Source organism: Cellulosimicrobium sp. I38E (assembly GCF_001647255.1).
Taxonomy (GTDB): domain Bacteria; phylum Actinomycetota; class Actinomycetes; order Actinomycetales; family Cellulomonadaceae; genus Cellulosimicrobium; species Cellulosimicrobium cellulans_E.
In genome coordinates this window covers 182,614-201,972 of the sequence record NZ_LUAZ01000017.1, presented here as the reverse complement: position 1 = coordinate 201,972, position 19,359 = coordinate 182,614, and the positions used below count along the sequence as shown (strand labels likewise).

Sequence of the window (19,359 nt, the reverse complement as noted above, 5' to 3'; positions counted from 1 at the left end):
AGGAGGTCCGCTATGAACGCGCGAGCCACGAGGGCCACGGACGGCGCCGAACGTCGTCCGGTACGCCCCGAGGACGAGCGGCTGCCCATCGGGTCGACGTTCGGGTACGGGTTCCAGCACGTGCTCACGATGTACGGCGGCATCATCGCCCCGCCGCTCATCGTGGGCGGCGCCGCCGGGCTGACCGGGGCCGAGATCGGGACGCTCGTCGCGGCGTCCCTCTTCATGGGCGGCCTCGCGACGATCCTCCAGACGCTCGGCATCCCGTTCTTCGGGTCGCAGCTCCCGCTCGTGCAGGGCGTGTCGTTCGCGGGCGTGTCGACGATGGTCGCGATCGTCAACGGCGGGGGAGGGATCCCCGGAGTGCTGGGCGCGGTGCTCGTCGCGTCCGCGGTCGGCCTGCTCATCACGCCGTTCTTCGCACAGATCATCCGGTTCTTCCCGCCGGTCGTCACGGGCGTCGTCATCACGACGATCGGGCTGACGCTCATGCCCGTCGCGGCGAACTGGGCGATGGGCGGCAACGCGAGCGCGCCCGACTACGGCTCGGTGAGCAACATCGGCCTCGCCGCGCTGACGTTCGCGATCGTCATCCTGCTGTCGAAGGTGGGCAGCGGCACCATCTCGCGCCTGTCCATCCTCATCGCGATCGTCGTCGGCACCCTCATCGCCCTCGCGCTCGGCAAGGCGGACTTCTCGGGCGTGGGCGACGGTCCGGTCGCCGCGTTCCCGTCGTTCCTCGGCTTCGGCGCACCGACGTTCGAGATCGCCGCGATCATCTCGATGCTCATCGTCATCCTCGTGACCCTCACCGAGACGACGGCGGACATCATCGCCGTGGGCGAGATCGTCGGCACCAAGGTGGACCGCAAGCGCATCGCGAACGGCCTGCGCGCCGACATGGCGTCGTCCGTCGTCTCGCCGTTCTTCGGCTCGTTCACGCAGTCGGCGTTCGCGCAGAACGTCGGGCTCGTGGCCATCACGGGCGTGAAGTCGCGGTTCGTCGTGGCGGCGGGCGGCGCGATCCTCGTGGTCCTCGGCCTGCTGCCGGTCCTGGGTCGCGTGGTGGCCGCGGTGCCGACACCGGTCCTCGGCGGTGCGGGAGTCGTGCTGTTCGGCTCGGTCGCCGCGTCGGGCATCCGTACGCTCGCGAAGGTCGACTACTCCCGGCCGATGAACCTCATCATCGTGGCGGCGTCGATCTCGTTCGGCATGATCCCCATCGCCAAGCCCGACTTCTACGACCAGTTCCCCACGTGGTTCGGCATCATCTTCCACTCGGGCATCAGCTCCGCCGCGGTCATGGCGATCCTGCTCAACCTGCTGTTCAACCACGTCAAGCTCGGCAACCCGCCCGACCCGTCCGTGTTCGCCGCAGGCGCGGAGCACGGTGCGAGCTCCGTGGACGAGGACGACCTCGACGACCTCGAGGACGACGGCGTCATCAACGGCTCGACCCGACGCCCCGTGGCCGGCGACGCGACGCCTCCCGAGCCGGTGACCCCGGCCGCCCCGGGCGACGGCCAGGACCGCGACGGCCGACCGGCCGACGGCAGCACCGACGCCACGCCGCAGCCCGCACCGCCCGCCGGGGCGACCGGCGGCGAGAGCAGCGCACCGCGGCACCACGCCGTCGCACCGCTCCCGCGGACCGCGACCCCGTAGGCGCCGGCACAGCGTCGTGCCCGACGCCGCCCCGCACCCGAGCGACCCCCTCGCGCCGGGTGCGGGGCGCCGTCGTGCCCGGGGCGGAGCATCCTGGGCCGGAGCGTCCCCGGACGGGCCTGCGCGCGGTAGGCGGCGACGGGCCGTGTAGCGTCGTGGGTCGGCGTCGAGCACGGCGACCGGGACCCGACCGCAGGACCGCACCATGAGCACCCCCATGCCCGAACCCACGGCACCGACCGGGCACCCGTCTCCCTCGGAGCGACCGCGGGCGTCCGACGGCCCCACCGGGTCCGCGACCTCCGCCGACCACCTGGGCACCGGGCTGCGCACGCGGCACCTGACGATGATGGGGCTCGGCTCCGCGATCGGCGCGGGCCTGTTCCTCGGGTCGGGCGTCGGGATCGCGACCGCCGGCCCCGCCGTGCTCGTGTCCTACGCGATCGCGGGCGTCGTCGTCATCCTCGTCATGCGGATGCTCGCCGAGATGGCGAGCGCGCGGCCCGCGAGCGGGTCGTTCTCCGTGTACGCGGAGGAGGCGCTCGGGCCGTGGGCCGGGTTCCTGCTGGGTTGGCTCTACTGGTTCATGCTCGTGATGGTTCTCGGCGCGGAGATCACCGGCGCGGCGCGCATCGTCACCGGCTGGTACCCGGACGTGCCGCAGTGGGGCGTCGCGCTCGTCGTGGTCGTCGTCTTCGCGGTGATCAACCTGTGGGGCGTGCGGCAGTTCGGCGAGCTCGAGTTCTGGTTCGCGTTCGTCAAGGTCGCGGCGATCGTCGGGTTCCTCGTCGTCGGCGTCCTGCTGGTCCTCGGGCTGCTGCCCGGGACCGACCCCGTCGGCACGTCGAACCTCCTGGGCCACGGGGGCTTCGCGCCCGAGGGCTGGGGCGGGATCGCCGCGGGGCTGCTCGTCGTCGTCTTCGCGTTCGGCGGCATCGAGATCGTCACGATCGCGGCGGCGGAGGCGCGCGAGCCGCGCACGGCCGTCGCGCGCGCGACCCGCAGCATCGTGTGGCGGATCCTCGTCTTCTACCTGGGCTCGGTCGCGATCATGGTGCTCGTGCTGCCGTGGGACTCGCCGCTGCTCGCGGAGAGCCCGTTCGTCGCGGTGCTCGACCTCGCCGGGCTCCAGGGGGCGGCGCGCGTCATGGAGGTCGTCGTGGTGATCGCGCTGCTGTCCGCCTTCAACGCGAACGTCTACGGCACGTCCCGCATGGCGTACTCCCTCGCCGGGCGCGGCGACGGGCCGCGGGCGCTGCGGCGGGTGTCGCGCCGTGACGTGCCGTGGGTCTCGGTGCTCGTGTCGGTGTTCTTCGCGCTCGTCGCGGTCGGGCTCAACTGGCTCCTGCCCGAGGCGCTGCTCGGCATCCTCCTCAACGCCGTGGGCGCGGCGCTGCTCGTCGTGTGGGTGCTCGTGGCGGTGTCGCAGCTCCGGCTGCGCCGCCGGATCGAGGCGGGCGCACGCGCGTCGGGCGAGCCCATGACGCTGCGGATGTGGGGCTTCCCGTGGCTCACGTGGGCCGTGCTCGCCGGGCTCGCGGCGCTCGCGGTCCTCATGCTGACCGATGACGCCGCGCGGGCCCAGCTCGTGTCCACGGCCGGTCTGGTGGTCGTCATCCTGGCGCTCTACGCGGTCACGCGCGGCGGCCGTGCGCGCCGCGTCGCGTCGGCGGAGACGCGCCGGGACGCGTGAACCGGAGGTGACGCCGGACGACCTGCGGGGACACCGGGGACGAACGCCGCGTGCACGGACGTGCGCCGACGAGAGTGCACAATGAACGAATGACCTATCGCGTCCTGAGGCTCATCCTGTCGCTGCTCGCCTACGTGCTGCTGCGGCCACAGGTGACCGGACGCAACAACATCCCGCGCAACGGGGCGGTCATCCTCGCGAGCAACCACCTGTCGTTCATCGACTCGATCCTCATCCCGATCGTCGCGCCGCGGCACGTCACGTTCCTCGCCAAGGCCGAGTACTTCACGGGCCGCGGTCTCAAGGGCCGCCTGTCGCGCTGGTTCTTCACGACGATCGGCATGATCCCCGTCCAGCGCGACGACCCGCGCGCCGGCCAGCGTTCGCTCGAGGACGCCCTCGAGGTGCTCCAGCGCGGCGGCGCGTTCGGCATCTACCCCGAGGGCACGCGCTCGCGCGACGGCAAGCTGCACGCGGGCCGCACGGGCGTGGCGTGGCTCGCGCTCGCCGGGCACGCCCCGGTGGTCCCCGTCGCGGTGCGCGGCACGGACAAGGTCCAGCCCATCGGCAAGCGGATCCCGCGCCTGCACCGCGTCGAGGTGCACTTCGGCAAGCCCATCGACCCCCAGCGTCAGATCACGGCCGGCACCAAGCCCGCGCAGGCGCGGCGCGAGCTCACGGACGAGGTCATGGCGTCGATCCACCGCATGAGCGGCCAGGACCTCGCCGCCTGACGCTCAGAGCGAGCTCAGCCCGAACGCCGTCGCGAAGCCCAGCACCGTGACGAGCCCGGTGACCGGGCCGCCGAACTCCGTGGCCTCGGGGATCATCGTGTCGACGAGCATGGTGAGCAGCGCCCCGGCGGCGAACGCCTGGGTGATCGCCACGACCGCGGGCGATGCGCCGTCGAGCGCGACGTAGCCGATCCCGGCCGCGAGCGCCGAGACCAGGGTCGTCGACCCCCACAGCACCCAGAGGCGCGACGGCTTCGTGCCCGCCTTGAGCAGCCCGGACGTCGCGGACATCGCCTCGGGCAGGTTCGAGACGAACACGGCGGCGAGCATCGCGACGCTCACCCCGCCGCCCCCGATGAGCGTCGCTCCGAGGACGACCGACTCGGGGATGCCGTCGAGCACCGTGCCGAGCGCGATCGCCGCGCCCCCGGTCCCTCCCGCCGCCTGGACGGACTCCGCCTGCACGCCCGTGGACCGCTTGCGGCCCTCGCCGCCCATCCGGTCGATGATGCGGTCGCCGACGAAGAAGGTCAGTGCGCCGCCCGCGAGGCCCGCGAGCAGCACGAGCCCGCTCGCGTGCGTGGACGCGTCCTCCACGAGGTCGTACGCGACCGCGCTGATGAGGACTCCCGACCCGAACGCCATGATGAGCCCGACGAGCCGCTGGCCCGGCGGTCGCCAGAAGACCAGCGCCGCGCCGAGGAGCAGCGACGACGCGCCGACGAGGCCCCACCAGAAGCCGACCATGCGCCCATTGGACCAGCGGCCGGGCGGGACCGCGCGGGGACGGGGGCGCGCGTCGCGAGGTCCCCCGGCCGGGGGAGGCGCACCCTGGCCCGCCCCGAGAGACTGGGGCCATGACGTTCGACGACGCGCGCCCGGACCGTCCGGCGGCCGTGCCGGGGCGGAGCGGGTGGGACCGGGTCGTCGCGCCGCTGCGCAGCGCGGCCACGGTCCGGGCCGGGGTCTACCTCGTGGTCGGGGGCGTGGTCGCCGGCGCGTACGTGACGCTGGTCGCCGGGTTCGTGCAGATGTTCGCCTCGCTGCAGACGCCGCGTGTCGCGACCCTCGTCCTCGCGCTCGTCTCTGCGGTCCTCGTGAGCACGCCGCCGTTCCTCGCGCCCGTCCGCGCGCTCGAGATCGCGGCCGTGCGGACGTTCCTCGACGTCGACGTGCCCGTGCCGGCGGGTGCCTCGCCCCCGGGCGCGGCGACCCGCTGGCGCGCCGCGGCCTGGTACGGGCTGCACCTCGCGCTCGGCGCCGCGGTGCTCGTCGTGGTGCTGTTCCTCGTCCCGGTCGCGACGCAGCTCGTGCTCTCCGCGACGGGGGTCGAGCCGGTGCTCCTCACCGACTGGCGGCCGTGGGAGGCGCTGCCCGCGTGGACGTGGCTGGTCACCGCGGTGCTCGCGCTGCTCGCCGTCCCGTACGCGGTCGCGCTCGCGCGCGCGGTGCTCCGGCAGGCGGCCCTCCCGCTCCTCGGGCCCGACCAGTCGGAGCGCATCGCGGAGCTCGAGGCGGCGGCCGACCGCGACGCCGAGCGGGGCCGGCTCGCGCGCGAGCTCCACGACTCGGTGGGCCACGCCCTGACCGTCACGACCCTCCAGGCGGCCGCGGCCGCCCGTCTCCTCGACTCCGACCCCGCCGCGGCACGTGCCGCGCTCGCCGCGATCGAGGAGACGGGCCGTACCGCGATGGCGGACCTCGACCACGTCCTCGGGCTGCTCCGCGCGGAGGCGTCGCCGGCCGAGGCGGGCGGACCGCGCGCGCCCGTGCGCAGCCCGGCGCGCACGCTCGCCGACCTCGACGCCCTGCTCGACGACGCACGCCGCACGGGCGTCGACGTGCACCTCGCGCGGGACGACGCCATGCTGCCGGACGTGCCGCGCGCGGTGTCCCAGGAGGCGTACCGCGTGGTCCAGGAGGCGCTCACGAACGTGCTCCGGCACGCCCCGGGCGAGCCGGTCGCCGTCGCGGTGGCGCGGGGTCCGGGCGGCGCGCTCGTGGCCGAGGTGCGCAACCCCCTCAAGCCGGGCACGCGTCGTCAGGCACCCGAGGGGTCCGGCCGCGAGCGCCGCGGCCTCGCGGGCATGCGCGAACGGGCCCGCCTGCTGCGCGGGGAGGTCGCGGCGGGCCCCACGCCCGACGGCGGCGCGTGGGTCGTGCGCGCGACGTTCCCGCTGGCAGGATCGGGCGGATGAGCGACGAGACGACGCGCGTGGTGCTGGTGGACGACGAGCCGCTCGTGCGCGCGGGGCTGCGCGTGATCCTCGACGCGGAGCCCGACCTCGAGGTCGTCGGCGAGGCGGGCGACGGCGCGGAGGTGCCGGGGGTCGTCGCGCGGGCGCGCCCCGACGTCGTGCTCATGGACGTGCGCATGCCGCGCGTCGACGGGATCGTGGCGACGCGCGCCCTCCTCGCGCGCGAGGACGCACCGCGCGTGCTCGTCCTCACGACGTTCGAGAACGACGACCACGTGCTCGACGCGCTCCGGGCGGGGGCGCACGGGTTCCTGCTCAAGCGCGCGCGGCCGGAGGAGGTCGCGCAGGCCGTGCGGGTCGTCGCGCGCGGCGAGTCGCTCCTGTTCCCCGACGCGGTGCGGCGCCTCGCGACGGCACGACCGCCCGCGGGCGACGAGCTGCGCGCCGCGCACCTCACCGAGCGCGAGGGCGAGGTGCTGCGGCTCGTCGCGCAGGGGCTGTCGAACGCGGAGATCGCGGGCGAGCTCTACCTCGGTGTCGAGACGGTGCGCACCCACGTCGGCAACGTCCTCGCCAAGCTCGGCGTGCGCGACCGCACCCAGGCCGTCGTGCGCGCCTACGAGTCCGGGTTCGTGCGGGCCGGCTGACGGGCGGCCCGACGCGGGGCGCTGCGGGTGTCCCGGCCCGGTGCGACGATCGCGCCATGGACCTTTCCGTGCTCACCCGCCCCGCACCACCCGTCCCGCCCGTCGCGACGCTCGCCCGCGTCGCCCTCGGGCTCGCCCTGGTGGGTGCGGGCGTCAGCCACCTCACGGTCGCGCGGGAGGAGTTCCAGGCCCAGGTGCCGTCCTGGTTCCCGGTCGACGAGGACGTGACGGTCCTCGCCTCGGGGGCCGTCGAGATCGCGCTCGGCGGGTCGCTCGTCGTGCTGTCCCGCTGGCGGGTCGCGGTGGGCCTGGTCGCCGCCGCGTTCTTCGTCGTGATCTTCCCGGGGAACGTCGGCCAGTGGCTCGAGGGCAAGGACGGGTTCGGCCTCGACACGGACGCCAAGCGGTTCGTGCGGCTCTTCTTCCAGCCCGTCCTCGTGGCGTGGGCGCTGTGGTCCACGGGCGCGCTCCGGGCGTTGCGTCGCGGGCCCGCGCACGACTGATCCCCCGCGCGGGGGAGCGACGTCGTCGCCGCGGGGGATCCGGCGCGGCCTGCCGGACGCGAGGGTCGAGTCATGAGCACACGAACCCCGCCCCCGTCCTCTGCTGCACCGTCCGGCCCGCGCACGGTCGCCGTCGGGTCCCTCGCCGGCGCGCCGCCCGGTCCCGGGGCGCACGCCGCCCGTGGTCGGTGGATCGACCCGACCGCCGCGGCGTGGTGGGCGGTCGGGGGAGTCGCGGCCCTCGTCGTCACCCTGACCGGCGGCACGCTCGCGGTGGGCGACGCGAACGACCTGTCGTTCGGTGCCCTGAGCGGGGTCGCGGGCGCGGCGCTCACGCCGTGGGTCGCGGTCCTCGCCCTCGTGGGTGCGGCGACCGCCCTGCGGGCGTGGCTCGGGGCCCGGCACGGCCTCGTCTCCCGGGCCGACCGCGCGCTGACCGTCGCGGCGACCGCGCTCGTCTCGGCCGGGGTGCTCGCGCTCACCGACGCGTCGATCCTGGCGCGGCTCGGGTATCTCCCGGTCACGCTCGTCATGGCGCCGTTCGACCCCGTGATCCGGGCGGCGTTCGAGGACTTCCTGGGCCCCGGCCCGCTGACCCAGCTCGCGCTCCTGGCCGGCGCCGCCCTGCTCGTCGCCTCGACGTGGCGGTTCGTGCGCCGCGGCGCCGGCGCGTGCGCGTCGTGCGGCCGCCGGCACGACGGCCACGACCCCGCGTGGACGACGCCTGCCGCCGCGGCGCGCTGGGGCCGGGCGGCCGCGCTCGTCGCCGCCGCGATCCCGACGTTCTACGCGGTGACGCGCATCGCGTGGGTCCTCGGCATCCCGCTCGGCTTCTCGCCCGACGACGTCGCACAGCTCGCCGGGGACGACGGCTGGGTCGCGGCGCTCGGGCTCGGCGGCTTCGCGCTCGTCGGCGCCGTGCTCACGCTCGGACTCTTCCAGCGCTGGGGCGAGGTCTTCCCCCGGTGGATGGTCGGACTCGCGGGCCGCAGGGTCCCCGTCGGGCTCGCGGTGGTCCCCGCGACGATCGTCGCGGTCGCGGTGCTCCCCGCCGGGCTCTCGCTCATCGTCATCGGGCTCGGCGAGAGTCGGCTGGCGTTCACCGCGGACTCGTGGGGCGCCGTCGGCCCGACGTTCCTGTGGCCGGTGTGGTCCCTCGCCCTCGGCGCGGCGACCTACGCCTACTGGCTCCGCCGCCGCGGCACGTGCCGCGCCTGCGGCCGCGGGTAGCGCCCGGCGCGCTCCGCCGACCACGACGCCGCTCGCCGTCGAGCACGACATCGCTGTCGTTATCAGCCCGATAACGACAGCAACGTCGTGCTCGACGGGGTTACTGGGGCTCTACCGGGCCGTCTTGGCCCGCTACCAGGTCGCCGCAGGTGGTTTCCTGGGCGGTCGTGACGACCGGGTCGTCCGGGGCGGCGTCCTGCGCGACCGTCTCCTCCTCGCCGTTCGTCGCCGTCTGCGCGCCCGCGTCGAGGTCGACGAAGGTGCGCGAGACGGTGAAGGACGTGCCGTCGTCGGACACGGCGTTGAGGCCCGCGAGGTGCAGGTCTCCGTCGACCTCGGTGCACCCGACGCCCGTGCCGAACCCGGTGAAGCCCTTGTCGAACGTGTACTGCTCGCCCTGGGCGTTCTGCGTCGGCGTGACGGCGCAGTCGGCGGCGGAGAACAGCAGGACCTCGCGGCCCGTGTCGACGAGCGCGACCGGGGCCGTGGCGTCGCCCGCGGCGACGAGCTGGACGATCGCGCTCGCCGCGACCGGGCTCGCGGACTCGATCGGCGCGGAGAACGTCGCGCCCGACGCCGTCGTGATCCCGAACGCGCGGTCCGCGCCGCCGGTCAGCCACGCGGTGTCCGGGCGGCCGTCGCCGTCCACGTCGACGATCTCGTGCGTGCCCGCCCCCGCGGGGACGCCGTCACCCGCCGCAGGGCACCCCTCGGCGGCGGGCGTCGACGCGCCGTCGGTCGGCGTGCCCGTGCCCGTCGGCGACGGGTTCGGCGACTCCGTCGCCGTCGGGGTCTCCGCCGCGGGCGCGTCGTCCGTCGGGCGGTTGACGAGCCACACGACGACACCGATCACCACCACCGCGACGATCGTGAGCACGATCCACGGCCAGGTGCGTCGCGGCTGCTCGGGCTCGGGTTCGGGCGTGGGGAAGGGCAGCTCGGGCGTCGTCATTCCCCCAGGCAACCACCACGCGTCGGTGACGGCACCCCGGACACGTCACGTTGTGTCACGTTCGTCCGATATGCGAGAACAGGCTTCCGGACGACAGCCTCGCCCGAGGACCATGACGCCATGACCGGCACTCTTCCTCCTGCGGAGCGCGAGCCGCGCGCCGGCGTGCTGTGTCGGTGGGGCGACGGACCCCGACCCGTCGCGAGGTAGACCGCTCCCGCGGTCCCCGCGGCCGTCCGTCGCCCCGCGCACCGGACCGCCGCCCTCCACTGCGACAGGAACACCATGAGCGAGAACGCACCTCCCGACGCCGCGCGCGTCGAGCCACCCGTCACCGTCGAGACCGTCCGCCGGGTCCACCTCTCCGAGGACTGGCTCGCGACCGGCGTCGGCCTCCTGATCGTCGCCCTCGGCCTGCTCGGCCTGATCCCCGAAGGGCTGGTGCCCTGATGAGCGCTCCCACCCCGCCTCCCGCCGCGACGAGCACCGAGCCGAGCACCGAGCCGAGCACCGGGCCGAGCACCGAGGCGACCACCGACCCGGCGACGGCACCCGAGGGGCGTGGACCGACGTCGGGCACGAGCCTCGAGGAGTCCGTCGTCCAGGACGGCCGCAACCCCGGGGCGGGCTACCTCGTCGCCGGGCTCGTCGTCCTCCTCGGTCTCGCCTGGTCGGTCCGCTACCTCGAGCAGAACGTGCCCGACTGGCTCGCGGACACGCCGCTGTCCGGTATCGCCAAGGCGGTCGAGTATCCGGTGTACGCGATCGCTCTCGGGCTGCTCGGCAACCTCGTGCTCACCGCGCTCGGGCTGCGCGACCGGCTCGCCGCCGCGTTCCGCACCGAGTTCTTCATCAAGACCGGGCTCGTCCTGCTGGGTGCGACGGTGAACCTGGCGCTCATCGTCTCCGCGGCGGGACCGGCGATCGCGCAGGCGTTCCTGCTCATCACGCTCGTGTTCGGGTTCACGTGGTGGCTCGGCGGGCGCCTCGGGATCGACGACAAGCTGCGCGCGCTGCTCGCGTCCGCCGTCTCGATCTGCGGCGTGAGCGCCGCGATCAGCGCCGCCGGGGCCGTGCAGGCGAAGAAGGAGCAGCTCGCGTACGCGGCGAGCGTCGTCATCCTCTTCGCGCTCCCGTCGATCTTCGTCCTCCCGGCGCTCGCCGAGGCGTTCGGGCTCACCCCTGCCGTCGCGGGTGCCTGGATCGGCGGCAACATCGACACGACGGCGGCCGTCACCGCGGCGGGCGCCCTCGCCGGGGACGAGGCCCTCCAGGTCGCGGCGATCGTCAAGACGACGCAGAACGCGCTCATCGGCGTCGTGGCGATCGCGCTCACCGCGTACTTCGCGTTCAAGGTGGAGCGGACGCCGGGGGCCTCGGCCCCGCGCCTGAGCGAGCTGTGGACGCGGTTCCCGAAGTTCGTGCTGGGCTTCCTCGCAGCGTCGATCGCGGCCACGGTGTACGTGAACGCCGTGGGTGCCGACGCGTCGGCGGACAACATCGCGGTCCTCAAGTCGCTGAGCACCGTGTTCTTCATCGTCGCGTTCGTATCCATCGGCCTGGAGTTCAAGGTCACGGCCGTGCGTGAGGCAGGCTGGAAGCCGCTCGTCGTCTTCGGGTCCGCGACGGTGTTCAACCTCGTCGTCGGGCTCGGCCTCGCGAGCGTCCTGTTCGCGAACGTCACGGTCTGACCCGGGTCGAGGAGGGGGCGCCGGGCCCTGCGCGGCGCTCGACGAGCGGGCGGCCGGCATGTGGCCGTCTGCCGTCGGGTCAGCGGCGCAGAGCCCGGGCGAGGGCACGGGTGAGCGCGTCGCCGTCGGGGCCGAACGCCGTCGGGACGCCGCTGCCGACCTCGCCCGGGAGGCTGCCCGGCGTGGGCAGCGGGGAGCCGTGGGCGAGGACCTGCTGCGCGGGCGTGAGCTCGCGGATCGCGACGGCCGCGACGTGGTCCGGGTACCGCCGCGCGGCACGCGCGTAGATCTCGGGGTCGTGCTGGCCGTCGTCGCCCACCAGCAGCCAGTCGACGTCGGGCAGCTCGCGGAAGAGGCGGTCGAGGGACGTGTCCTTGTGCTCGGGGCCGCTGCGGAACCAGCCGGTGTTCGTCGGGCCCCAGTCGGTGAGCAGGAGCGGGCCGGGCGGGAACCCGTGGCGCTGGAGGAACCGCCGCAGGTTCGCGGCGGTGTTCCAGGCGCCGGTCGACACGTAGACGAACGGCGTGCCGGGGCGCTCCGTCGCGATCCCGCGGTAGAGGGCGGCCATCCCCGGCACGGGCACGCGCGCGCTCGAGTGCCGGACGAACGTGTTCCACGCCGCGATGAACGGGCGGGGGACGGCGGTCACCATCGCGGTGTCGTCGATGTCGGACACGACGCCGAGCCGGCGCCCGTCCGCCACGACGAACACGCGGCCCTTCGCGACGGCGCCCGACGACGGGCGGAACGTCACGTCGTGCCAGCCGGGGGCGAGCGCGACGTCGATCGTGGCGTCGAGGTAGCCGCCGCGGTCGGACACGAGGTCGACGGTCGTGTCGCCCACGTGGACCCGGACCTCCTCCCTCGGCGCCGGGGCGGTGAAGAAGTACCGCCAGCCGCGGCGGTCCGCGGACTCGCGCTCGTGCAGCGCGGGGTCGAACGCGGGGCTCGCGAGGAGCACGCGCCCCAGGACGCGGACGCGTCGGGGGCTGCCGTACCCGGCGAACGGCTCCACGCGGGGGCGCCACCCGCGCGCCTTCTGGAAGCGGGAGACGACGGCGCGCCACCGGTCCTCGAGCCGCGCCGCCCGGTGGGGTCGCTGGCTCGGGGTGGCCTCGGTCGTGACGGTCGGTACGGGTGCGGTCTGGGGCATGGGCGCAGCGGTGTCCTCGGTCGGGGGTGGCTGGTCAACCCTGTCACAGCCCGCCGACGCGCGCGGTCCCGGCCGGGCCGCGGCGTGCGGCCCCGGGCCCGGCGGGGTGCGGGCGGGTGCGCCCGAACCTAGCGTGGGCGCGTGAGCGACCAGACGCCCCCGAACCCTGCCGACCTGCCCACGCGGGCGACCCCGCCGGGCGTGAGCGACGCGACCGTCGAGGCGCTCGGCGCGCTGAGCGAGGCGCTCGAGACGACCGAGCGGGCGCGCGGGCACCTGTACACGTTCCACCAGCTCACCGGGGAGGCGGACCTCGCGCTCGGCGACGCCGTCGAGAAGCTCCGGGCGGCGGGGCACGCGGAGGTCGCCGACCGGATCGCGACCGACCTGGTGGGGCGCAACGTCGCGCCCGGACGCTGGACGTTCCAGCTCGTCGAGGAGTACGACGACGGCTACTGGTCGGTGTTCCGCGACCATGAGCGCGCCGCGCGCGAGCAGCTCGCGGGCGGCGTGCGCCATCTCTTCGAGGCGCGCATGAAGCAGGAGCGCCGCACGGCCGGGCGGCCGGGCCACGAGGCGGGGCCCGGCGACCTGGGCTGAGGCCGATGAGTCCGGGCGCGCTCGGCGGTCCCAGGAGGGACGGACGAGACCGCCGACGAGAGGACTCCGCATGACGACCGCACCCCCCACGAGCACGTCCGGCGCGCCGGAGGGCACGCTGATCCCCGGCTACAGCTCCCCGGGCGCGAGCCCGGTTCCCTGGGAGTCCGTCCGGCGGGCGCTCGAGCGCGCCGAGATCTCCTGGATCTCGACCGTGCGGCCCGACGGCCGGCCGCACGTCACGCCGCTCATGACGGTCGTCGCGGACGGCTGCCTGCACGTCACCACGGGGCCGCACGAGCGCAAGGCCCGCAACCTCGCCGAGAACGCGCACGTGGTGCTCACGACCGGGACGAACGTCTACCAGGACGCGCTCGACGTCGTCGTGGAAGGGACGGCCCTGCGCGTCACCGAGGACGCTGCGCTGCACCGCCTCGCCGAGCGGTGGCGCTGCAAGTACGGCGACGAGTGGTCGTTCACGGTCGAGGACGGCGCGTTCGTCAACGACGGCGACCCGGCGCTCGTCTTCGCGGTGCGGCCCGAGGTCGTGTTCGCCTACGAGCGCACGGCCGAGCACGCGGCGATGCGGTGGCGGTTCGGGTCGGGCGAGCGGCCCGACCTGCGTGCCCCGGACGCACCGCAGCCCGCCTCGTGAGGCGGGCTGCGGCGTCGTGCCGGGACGTGGTCAGTTGCGCGTGATGGTGAAGGTCGACGTCGTGTTCTCGATGTCCCGGTAGTTGCCCGAGAACGTGAGGTTGGTGAACGTCGCCGTGCCCACGGCCGGGCCCTGGCCGGCCTCCGGCATCGGGTTGGCCCAGATGCCGTAGCCGGACTTCGCGTCGTACTGGTCGCCGCTCTTCTTCGCCCCCGTGATGGTCACGTTGGTGAAGGTCGGGTTCTGGAAGGTGTTCTGCGGCTGCCCGCCGACGTAGTTCGTCTGGAACATGATCCCGGAGTACGTCGGGTCGATGACGTCGAGGTTGTTCACCTGGATGTTCCCGAACGCCTTGGACGCCGAGAACATCCACACGGCCCCGAACACCTGGTCGCCCCAGAAGTGGCCGCCGGAGCGGACGACCGTGAGCCCGTCGAACACCGTCGGTGCCGGGCCGAAGCCCTCCATCGGGTACCCGAAGTCGAGCGAGCTGATCGTGACGCCCGAGTAGACGAGGGTGTCCGCGATGTAGATGTTGCGGAACGTGTTGTCCTGGCCTCCGTAGACCGCGAGGCCCGCCGCACGCCACGTGTTGGTCGAGGTGAGGTTCTCGAACACGTTGCCGCGCTGCCCGCTGCCGCCGTTGTCGGTGGCCGCGAAGAGCGCGAACGAGTCGTCGCCCGTGCCGCGCGCCTGGTTGTTGTGCACGTGGTTGTTCGCGCTGCCGTTGGTCATGTTGATCGCGTCCGCGAACGTGTTGCGGATGCGCGAGTTCGTGACCTCGGAGTCGTCCATGTTGGACGCCCAGAACATGCAGATCATGTGCTCGACCCAGATGTTGTCGATCGTCATGTTCTTCACGTTGGCGAAGTCGAACACCTTGCCCGGGCCGTCGATGCGCGACGTGTAGTTCCCGAAGTACGCGAAGTCGCGGAACGTCGAGCCGTTCGCGCTCGCCTCGGCACGGAAGCCGACGTCGGTGTTCTCCTGGCCCTGCGGCGCGAAGAACCGCGTGAACCACGGCCCGGCGCCGACGACGTCGACCCCCTTGCCGTACACCTGGAACTTGCTCGACGTCTGGTAGTCGCCCGCCGGGAGGTAGACGCCCTTGAGCGTGCCCGTGGCGTCCATGCGGACCTTGTCGAGCGCGGCCTGGACGTCCTGGTGCGTGAAGCCCGCGGGCTGCGTGTACTGCGCGGGGTTCGGGTTCGCCTGCGGCGTCGCGAGCTCGAGGTCGACGAAGTCGATCGCGTACTGGCTCGTGTTGCCCGCCGTCTTCTGGAGGCGGATCTTCGATCCTGCCGGGACGGTCGTGCCGAGCAGCGTGCTCGCCTCGTCGTAGACGTGGCGCGGCGCGCCCTGGCCCGGCTGGTTGCCCGGGTTGGTCTCGTTGCCGTAGAGCCACGCGTAGCGCGAGGTGAGGTCGATGTTCTTGAGGAACTGGCCGTCGACGTAGATCGCGAGGGTCGCGTTCGTCCCGCCGCCGCCCGCCGAGTCGGGGATGGAGAAGCGGGTCAGCAGGGTGTTCGTCGGGGCCTTGGTGGTCCACTCGACGTACGCGCCGGTCTGGTTGAGCGTCACCGCGCGCCGGCCCGAGGCCTCGCCCGCGAGGTCGCCGACGACGCGGTTGGGCGCCAGCACGGTCGCGCCGCCGCCGGTGACGCCGTCCTCCGCCTCGTACGTGTCGAACGGCAGGTTGGCGCCGCGCCCGACGAAGAGGGGTCGCGTGGCGGTGTTGTTGGCCTGCTTCGCGGCGGCCTCGGTCGAGTCCGGCGCGGCGACGACCTTGACGTCGTAGTTGCCGTTCGCGGCGGTCCACGTGCCGAGGTTGACGCTCGCGCTGCTCGCGCCCGCGGCGATCGCGCCGCTCGCGGAGCCGGTGAGGGTGCGCACGACGGCGCCCGTCGCCTTGTTCGTCACGGTGACGGTGAGGCCGTGCGCGGCCGTCGACGTCGCGACGTTGCCCTGGTTCGCGATCGTCGCCGAGAACGTCACCGTGCTGCCCGCGGCGGGGTTGCTCGGCGACCACGTGAGGGTCGGGACGAGGTCCGAGCTCGGGACGGCGGTGACGACGAGCGGGGTCGGGTTCGCGTACCCGTTGTTGCCCTCGTTCTGCTCGGCGACCGTGCCGCCCGCGTCGGCGACCGCGCCGATCGTGTAGCTACCGGCGGAGCGGGCGCCGACGTCCGCGGTGACGGTCGCCTGGGCGCCCGCCGCGAGGCCGCCGACCGGCTTGGTCGCGACCGTCTGGCCGTTCAGCGTGAACGCGACGTCGGTCGCGGCGGACGCCTGCGTGCCGATGTTCTTGACGACCGCCGACAGCGTGATCGCCTGCGACTCCAGCGGCGACGCCGGGGTCGCGGTGACGCTCGTGACGACGAGGTCCGGGTTGGGCGCGGCGGTGCCGAACACCTGGAGCTCGGCGACCTGGCCGTTGCCGGAGCCGGTGTTGCCGGTGAACCTCAGGCGCACGTCCTTGGCCGTGCCGGTGACGGGGACCGTCACCGTGTTCCCCGACGTCGGGGAGAACTGGTAGCCCGCCGACGGCTTGAGCGTCTGCCACGCGCCGGTCGCGGTCGCGCGACCTTGGACCTCGAAGGTCTGGGTGCGCGGGCCCCACGCCGACGCCGGCGGGAGCTTGACGACGACGTTCGTGAGCTGCGTCGCGGCGTCCAGGGAGACCGTGAGCGTGCTCGGGTACTGGCCGCCCGCGCCCTCCCAGTAGGTCGACGTGCTGTCGTCGTTCGCGTTCTTCGCCACGAACTGCCACTCCGTCGACGACCCCTCGATCGGCTTGTTCAGCGCGAGGTTGGTGCCGGTCGGAGGCTCCGGGTTGCCAGGGCCTCCCGGGTCGGTGCTGCCGGCCGTGCCGCGCACCTCGAGCTCGGAGAGCTGGCCCGCGGGCCAACCCGTGTTCGCCGTGATCTGCACGCGCACGTAGCGGGCGGACGTGTCCGGGACGTCGATGGTCACGGTGTTCCCCGACGCGGGGTTGAACGCGTACGCCTGCGACGCCTTGATCGTGGCGAAGCTCGAGCCGTCGGTGCTCGACTGCACGCTGAGGGTCTGGCTGCGCGTCTCCCAGCCCGTGGGCAGCTTGAGCACGAGGTCCTCGACCGTGGCGGCCGCGCCGAGGTCGACCTGGGCCCACTGCGGGAACGTGTTGTTGGTCGACTCCCAGTAGGTGCCCTGGTTGCCGTCGGTGAGGTTGCCGGACAGGTACGGCGAGTTGTTGCTGCTCGCCGCCGTCGACTTCCCGGAGGACAGCACCGTGGGCGCCGCCGTCGCGGTGGTCGTCAGACCGAGCGGGACGAGCAGGGCCGCTGCCCCCGCCGTCGCGGCGAGCAGTCGGAGCCGGCGCAGCGGCGCCCCGGCGGGTGTGCGGTTCGACGTGCTGGGTCGATGTCTCATCGATGTCCTCGATCTCCCGTCGTCGTCGACGGGCGTCAGGCCGCGCCGAGCGCGACCCCGCGCCGGACCGGACGCCCGGGTCGGAGGACGGGCCGCGGCGCACGTCCGGCCGTGGCCGGCTGGCTCGGGTCAGTACCTTCGAGAATTGCGGACCCGCTGTGCCGCACCGCACAACGGAGTGTTGATTTCTTGCGTCAACACGCAAGAACGCTACTGCCGGGTGAAGGAGGCGTCAAGAGATGTCGCAAGCGCCCGATGCGCCAGGTTCGTCGAGGTCAGAACCGCGGTCCCGCGAGGTGGAGCCGTGGTCGCGCGAGGTAGAGCCGTGGTTCTTGGGTTCGACGGCGTGTGGTCGCCCTGGGTGGGTGGGGTGGGTGGTGGTGCCGCGTCTACCATCCGCCGCTCGTTCCTCGCGGCTCCCGCCAGGCCCGCCACGACGCGGCACCACCACCCACCCCGCCCTGCTCCGTCTCGCCCTGGTCGTCGCGCACCCCGGCCGACAGCCCGCGGTGGACGACCTGGTGCTGCGAGGGGCGGCCTCGGGGCCGGTAGGGTCCGCGCATGGGAATCGGGCCGATCTACCCGCTGCTGATCCTGCTCTACGTCGCCGTGATCGCGACCGTCGCCGTCCTGGTGATCTGGGCGTTGATCCTCACGATCCGGCTGCTGCGCAGCGTGCTCGCGGAGCGCGACGCCCGAGCCCGCGCGGGCTGGCCGCCGCCTCCGTCGGCGTAGTTGCTCGGTTCGCCTTCAGTCCGCGGCAGGGCCGAAGCGCTCGGTCTTGACGCGCGCCGGGTCGTGGCCGAGCGAGACGAGCTGGCGGGCGACGGCCTCGACGAAACCCGTCGGCCCGCACACGAAGCACGCGGGCTCGATCTCGGCGGGCCAGCCCCACGCCGCGAGGTCACGCCGCTCGAGGCGACCGGGTCCGCGCATCGATCCCAGCGGCACCGAGCGCGTGTAGACGACCTGGGTGTCGAGCCCGTCGTGCGCGGCGGCGAGCCGGTCGAGGTCCGCGACGTACAGCCGGTCCTCGGGGCGGCGGACGGAGTAGACGAGCCGGAACGGCGTGCGGTCGCCGGCGTCGCGGCGGGTCCGCAGCATCGCCATGAGCGGCACGAGGCCCGACCCGCCGGCCGCGAGCAGGACCGGCGTCCCGGCGTCGCGCTCCGGGGACCAGACGAACCAGCCGCCGACCGGCCCGCGCAGCTCGATCGCGTCCCCCACCGCGAAGGCGTCGGTGAGGTACGTCGAGACCTCCCCGCCCGGGACGCGCTGCACGGTCACCTCGACGCGCGCGGGGGAGGAGGCGCCGTCGTGCACGCCGTTTGTGGCGACGGCGGACACCCCGTCCGCGGCGTCGCCATCGCGCACGGGGGCGCGGGTCGCCGCGCTGCCGATCGAGTAGCTGCGCTCGGCGGTGTAGCCGTCGGGCGCGGTGAGGCGCAGGTCGACGTGCTGCCCGGCCAGGTGCCCGGGCCAGGCGGGGACCTCGAGGACGAGCGTCCGCGCGGACGGGCTCTCCTCCCACGCGTCGACGAGCGTCGCGACCTGCCAGCGCGACGGCGTCGCGTACCGGGCGCCGAGGCGGACGGGCGCCTCAGTCACCCTGGTACCTCTGCTCGCGCCACGGGTCGCCGAGGTCGTGGTAGCCCAGCCGCTCCCAGAAGCCCTGCCGGTCCATGGGCATCAGCGTGATGCTGTTGACCCACTTGGCCGACTTCCAGAAGTACAGGTGCGGCACCAGCAGCCGGGCCGGGCCGCCGTGCACCGGGTGCAGCGGGGCGCCGTCGAACGTGTGCACGACCCACGCCTTGCCGCCCAGGAGCTCCGCGACGGGGAGGTTCGTCGTGTACCCGCCGTAGCAGCCGATCATCGCGAAGTCGGCGGTCGACTCGACGTCGGCGAGGAGCGTGTCGAGCGAGACGCCGCGCCACGACGTCCCGAACTTGGACCAGCGGGTCACGCAGTGGATGTCGACGGTCGGCTCGTCCTGGGGGAGGGCCATGAGGTCCGCCCACGACCAGGCGTGCGTCGTGCCGGTCTCGGTGGTGACGTCGAGCCGCCAGGTCGCGGTGTCGACGCGCGGTGTGGGCCCCGCCGAGAGCACCGGGAACCCGGTCTCGACGTACTGGCCCGGCGGGAGCGCCACGCCCTGCGGGCGTGGCCGGCCGTGGAAGCCGGGGGTGAGGGTGCTCATGGCACACGGTAGGCGCGGTGCCCGACG

The 19,359-nt window shown here is 74.0% G+C and carries 18 protein-coding genes; 12 read left to right on the top strand and 6 right to left on the bottom strand.

The annotated features are described in order from the left end of the window. The first annotated feature begins 12 nt into the window (after window positions 1-12). The 3 genes from A0J59_RS06140 to A0J59_RS06130 all read left to right on the top strand — a co-directional run bounded on the left by A0J59_RS06140 (window position 13) and on the right by A0J59_RS06130 (window position 4,092). Window positions 13-1,665: a nucleobase:cation symporter-2 family protein gene (locus A0J59_RS06140; protein WP_255365035.1), complete on the top strand. Its 1,653-nt coding sequence runs from the start codon at window positions 13-15 to the stop codon at window positions 1,663-1,665. A gap of 205 nt (window positions 1,666-1,870) precedes the next feature. After that, the gene (locus tag A0J59_RS06135; RefSeq protein WP_082140837.1) at window positions 1,871-3,358 is read left to right on the top strand and encodes an amino acid permease; all 1,488 of its coding nucleotides are present in this window, start codon (window positions 1,871-1,873) and stop codon (window positions 3,356-3,358) included. Window positions 3,359-3,447: 89 nt separating this feature from the next. Beyond that, the gene (locus tag A0J59_RS06130) at window positions 3,448-4,092 is read left to right on the top strand and encodes a 1-acyl-sn-glycerol-3-phosphate acyltransferase (RefSeq protein ID WP_047230993.1); all 645 of its coding nucleotides are present in this window, start codon (window positions 3,448-3,450) and stop codon (window positions 4,090-4,092) included. A gap of 3 nt (window positions 4,093-4,095) precedes the next feature. Here A0J59_RS06130 and A0J59_RS06125 read toward each other — a convergent pair whose 3' ends face one another. Next, window positions 4,096-4,839: a ZIP family metal transporter gene (locus A0J59_RS06125; protein WP_047230994.1), complete on the bottom strand. Its 744-nt coding sequence runs from the start codon at window positions 4,837-4,839 to the stop codon at window positions 4,096-4,098. 110 nt (window positions 4,840-4,949) lie between these two features. Between A0J59_RS06125 and A0J59_RS21945 the strand changes: the two genes are divergently transcribed. The 4 genes from A0J59_RS21945 (at window position 4,950) to A0J59_RS06105 (ending at window position 8,670) form a co-directional block, all read left to right on the top strand. After that, window positions 4,950-6,290, top strand: a complete 1,341-nt coding sequence (locus A0J59_RS21945; protein WP_052877345.1) for a sensor histidine kinase — start codon at window positions 4,950-4,952, stop codon at window positions 6,288-6,290. Further along, window positions 6,287-6,937 carry a response regulator transcription factor gene (locus tag A0J59_RS21940; protein ID WP_064315546.1) on the top strand — a complete coding sequence of 217 codons (651 nt, stop codon included), beginning with the start codon at window positions 6,287-6,289 and terminating at the stop codon, window positions 6,935-6,937. Before A0J59_RS21945 ends, A0J59_RS21940 begins: the two co-directional genes overlap by 4 nt. Window positions 6,938-6,993: 56 nt before the next feature. Continuing rightward, the gene (locus tag A0J59_RS06110) at window positions 6,994-7,440 is read left to right on the top strand and encodes a hypothetical protein (RefSeq protein WP_064315545.1); all 447 of its coding nucleotides are present in this window, start codon (window positions 6,994-6,996) and stop codon (window positions 7,438-7,440) included. 72 nt (window positions 7,441-7,512) lie between these two features. Further along, the gene (locus A0J59_RS06105; protein WP_220084440.1) at window positions 7,513-8,670 is read left to right on the top strand and encodes a hypothetical protein; all 1,158 of its coding nucleotides are present in this window, start codon (window positions 7,513-7,515) and stop codon (window positions 8,668-8,670) included. A gap of 100 nt (window positions 8,671-8,770) precedes the next feature. Here the strand turns inward: A0J59_RS06105 and A0J59_RS06100 are convergent, their stop codons facing one another. Next, entirely contained in the window at window positions 8,771-9,622 is an 852-nt protein-coding gene (locus A0J59_RS06100; protein ID WP_064315544.1) for a hypothetical protein, read from the bottom strand. Between the two features lie 285 nt (window positions 9,623-9,907). Here A0J59_RS06100 and A0J59_RS21790 point away from each other — a divergent pair, with 285 nt between their 5' ends. Together A0J59_RS21790 and A0J59_RS06095 are read left to right on the top strand one after the other, a co-directional pair. Continuing rightward, window positions 9,908-10,072 carry a hypothetical protein gene (locus A0J59_RS21790; RefSeq protein WP_172820025.1) on the top strand — a complete coding sequence of 55 codons (165 nt, stop codon included), beginning with the start codon at window positions 9,908-9,910 and terminating at the stop codon, window positions 10,070-10,072. After that, on the top strand, window positions 10,072-11,313 hold the full coding sequence (locus A0J59_RS06095; RefSeq protein ID WP_082918780.1) for a putative sulfate exporter family transporter: 1,242 nt from the start codon (window positions 10,072-10,074) through the stop codon (window positions 11,311-11,313). Before A0J59_RS21790 ends, A0J59_RS06095 begins: the two co-directional genes overlap by 1 nt. 79 nt (window positions 11,314-11,392) lie before the next feature. On the opposite strand, the gene A0J59_RS06090 is transcribed toward A0J59_RS06095, so the two are convergent. Further along, window positions 11,393-12,466, bottom strand: coding sequence for an App1 family protein (locus tag A0J59_RS06090; RefSeq protein ID WP_064315543.1), 1,074 nt, complete (start codon window positions 12,464-12,466; stop codon window positions 11,393-11,395). Window positions 12,467-12,607: 141 nt separating this feature from the next. Between A0J59_RS06090 and A0J59_RS06085 the strand changes: the two genes are divergently transcribed. Continuing rightward, window positions 12,608-13,066 (top strand): hypothetical protein, encoded by a 459-nt coding sequence (locus A0J59_RS06085; RefSeq protein ID WP_064315542.1) that lies wholly within the window; start codon window positions 12,608-12,610, stop codon window positions 13,064-13,066. Between the two features lie 70 nt (window positions 13,067-13,136). Then, a complete protein-coding gene (locus A0J59_RS06080) occupies window positions 13,137-13,721 on the top strand; it encodes a pyridoxamine 5'-phosphate oxidase family protein (RefSeq protein ID WP_064315541.1) in 585 nt (194 codons plus the stop codon). Between the two features lie 30 nt (window positions 13,722-13,751). Here the strand turns inward: A0J59_RS06080 and A0J59_RS06075 are convergent, their stop codons facing one another. Next, window positions 13,752-17,132, bottom strand: coding sequence for a discoidin domain-containing protein (locus A0J59_RS06075; protein ID WP_082918779.1), 3,381 nt, complete (start codon window positions 17,130-17,132; stop codon window positions 13,752-13,754). A 561-nt stretch (window positions 17,133-17,693) separates the two neighbouring features. Between A0J59_RS06075 and A0J59_RS21500 the strand changes: the two genes are divergently transcribed. Continuing rightward, window positions 17,694-17,867: a hypothetical protein gene (locus tag A0J59_RS21500; RefSeq protein ID WP_156532836.1), complete on the top strand. Its 174-nt coding sequence runs from the start codon at window positions 17,694-17,696 to the stop codon at window positions 17,865-17,867. 15 nt (window positions 17,868-17,882) lie between these two features. On the opposite strand, the gene A0J59_RS06070 is transcribed toward A0J59_RS21500, so the two are convergent. Beyond that, window positions 17,883-18,740 (bottom strand): ferredoxin reductase, encoded by an 858-nt coding sequence (locus tag A0J59_RS06070; protein ID WP_064315540.1) that lies wholly within the window; start codon window positions 18,738-18,740, stop codon window positions 17,883-17,885. Next, window positions 18,733-19,332 (bottom strand): sulfite oxidase-like oxidoreductase, encoded by a 600-nt coding sequence (locus A0J59_RS06065; protein ID WP_047231004.1) that lies wholly within the window; start codon window positions 19,330-19,332, stop codon window positions 18,733-18,735. The genes A0J59_RS06070 and A0J59_RS06065 overlap by 8 nt, the downstream gene beginning before the upstream one ends. Window positions 19,333-19,359: the final 27 nt, after the last annotated feature.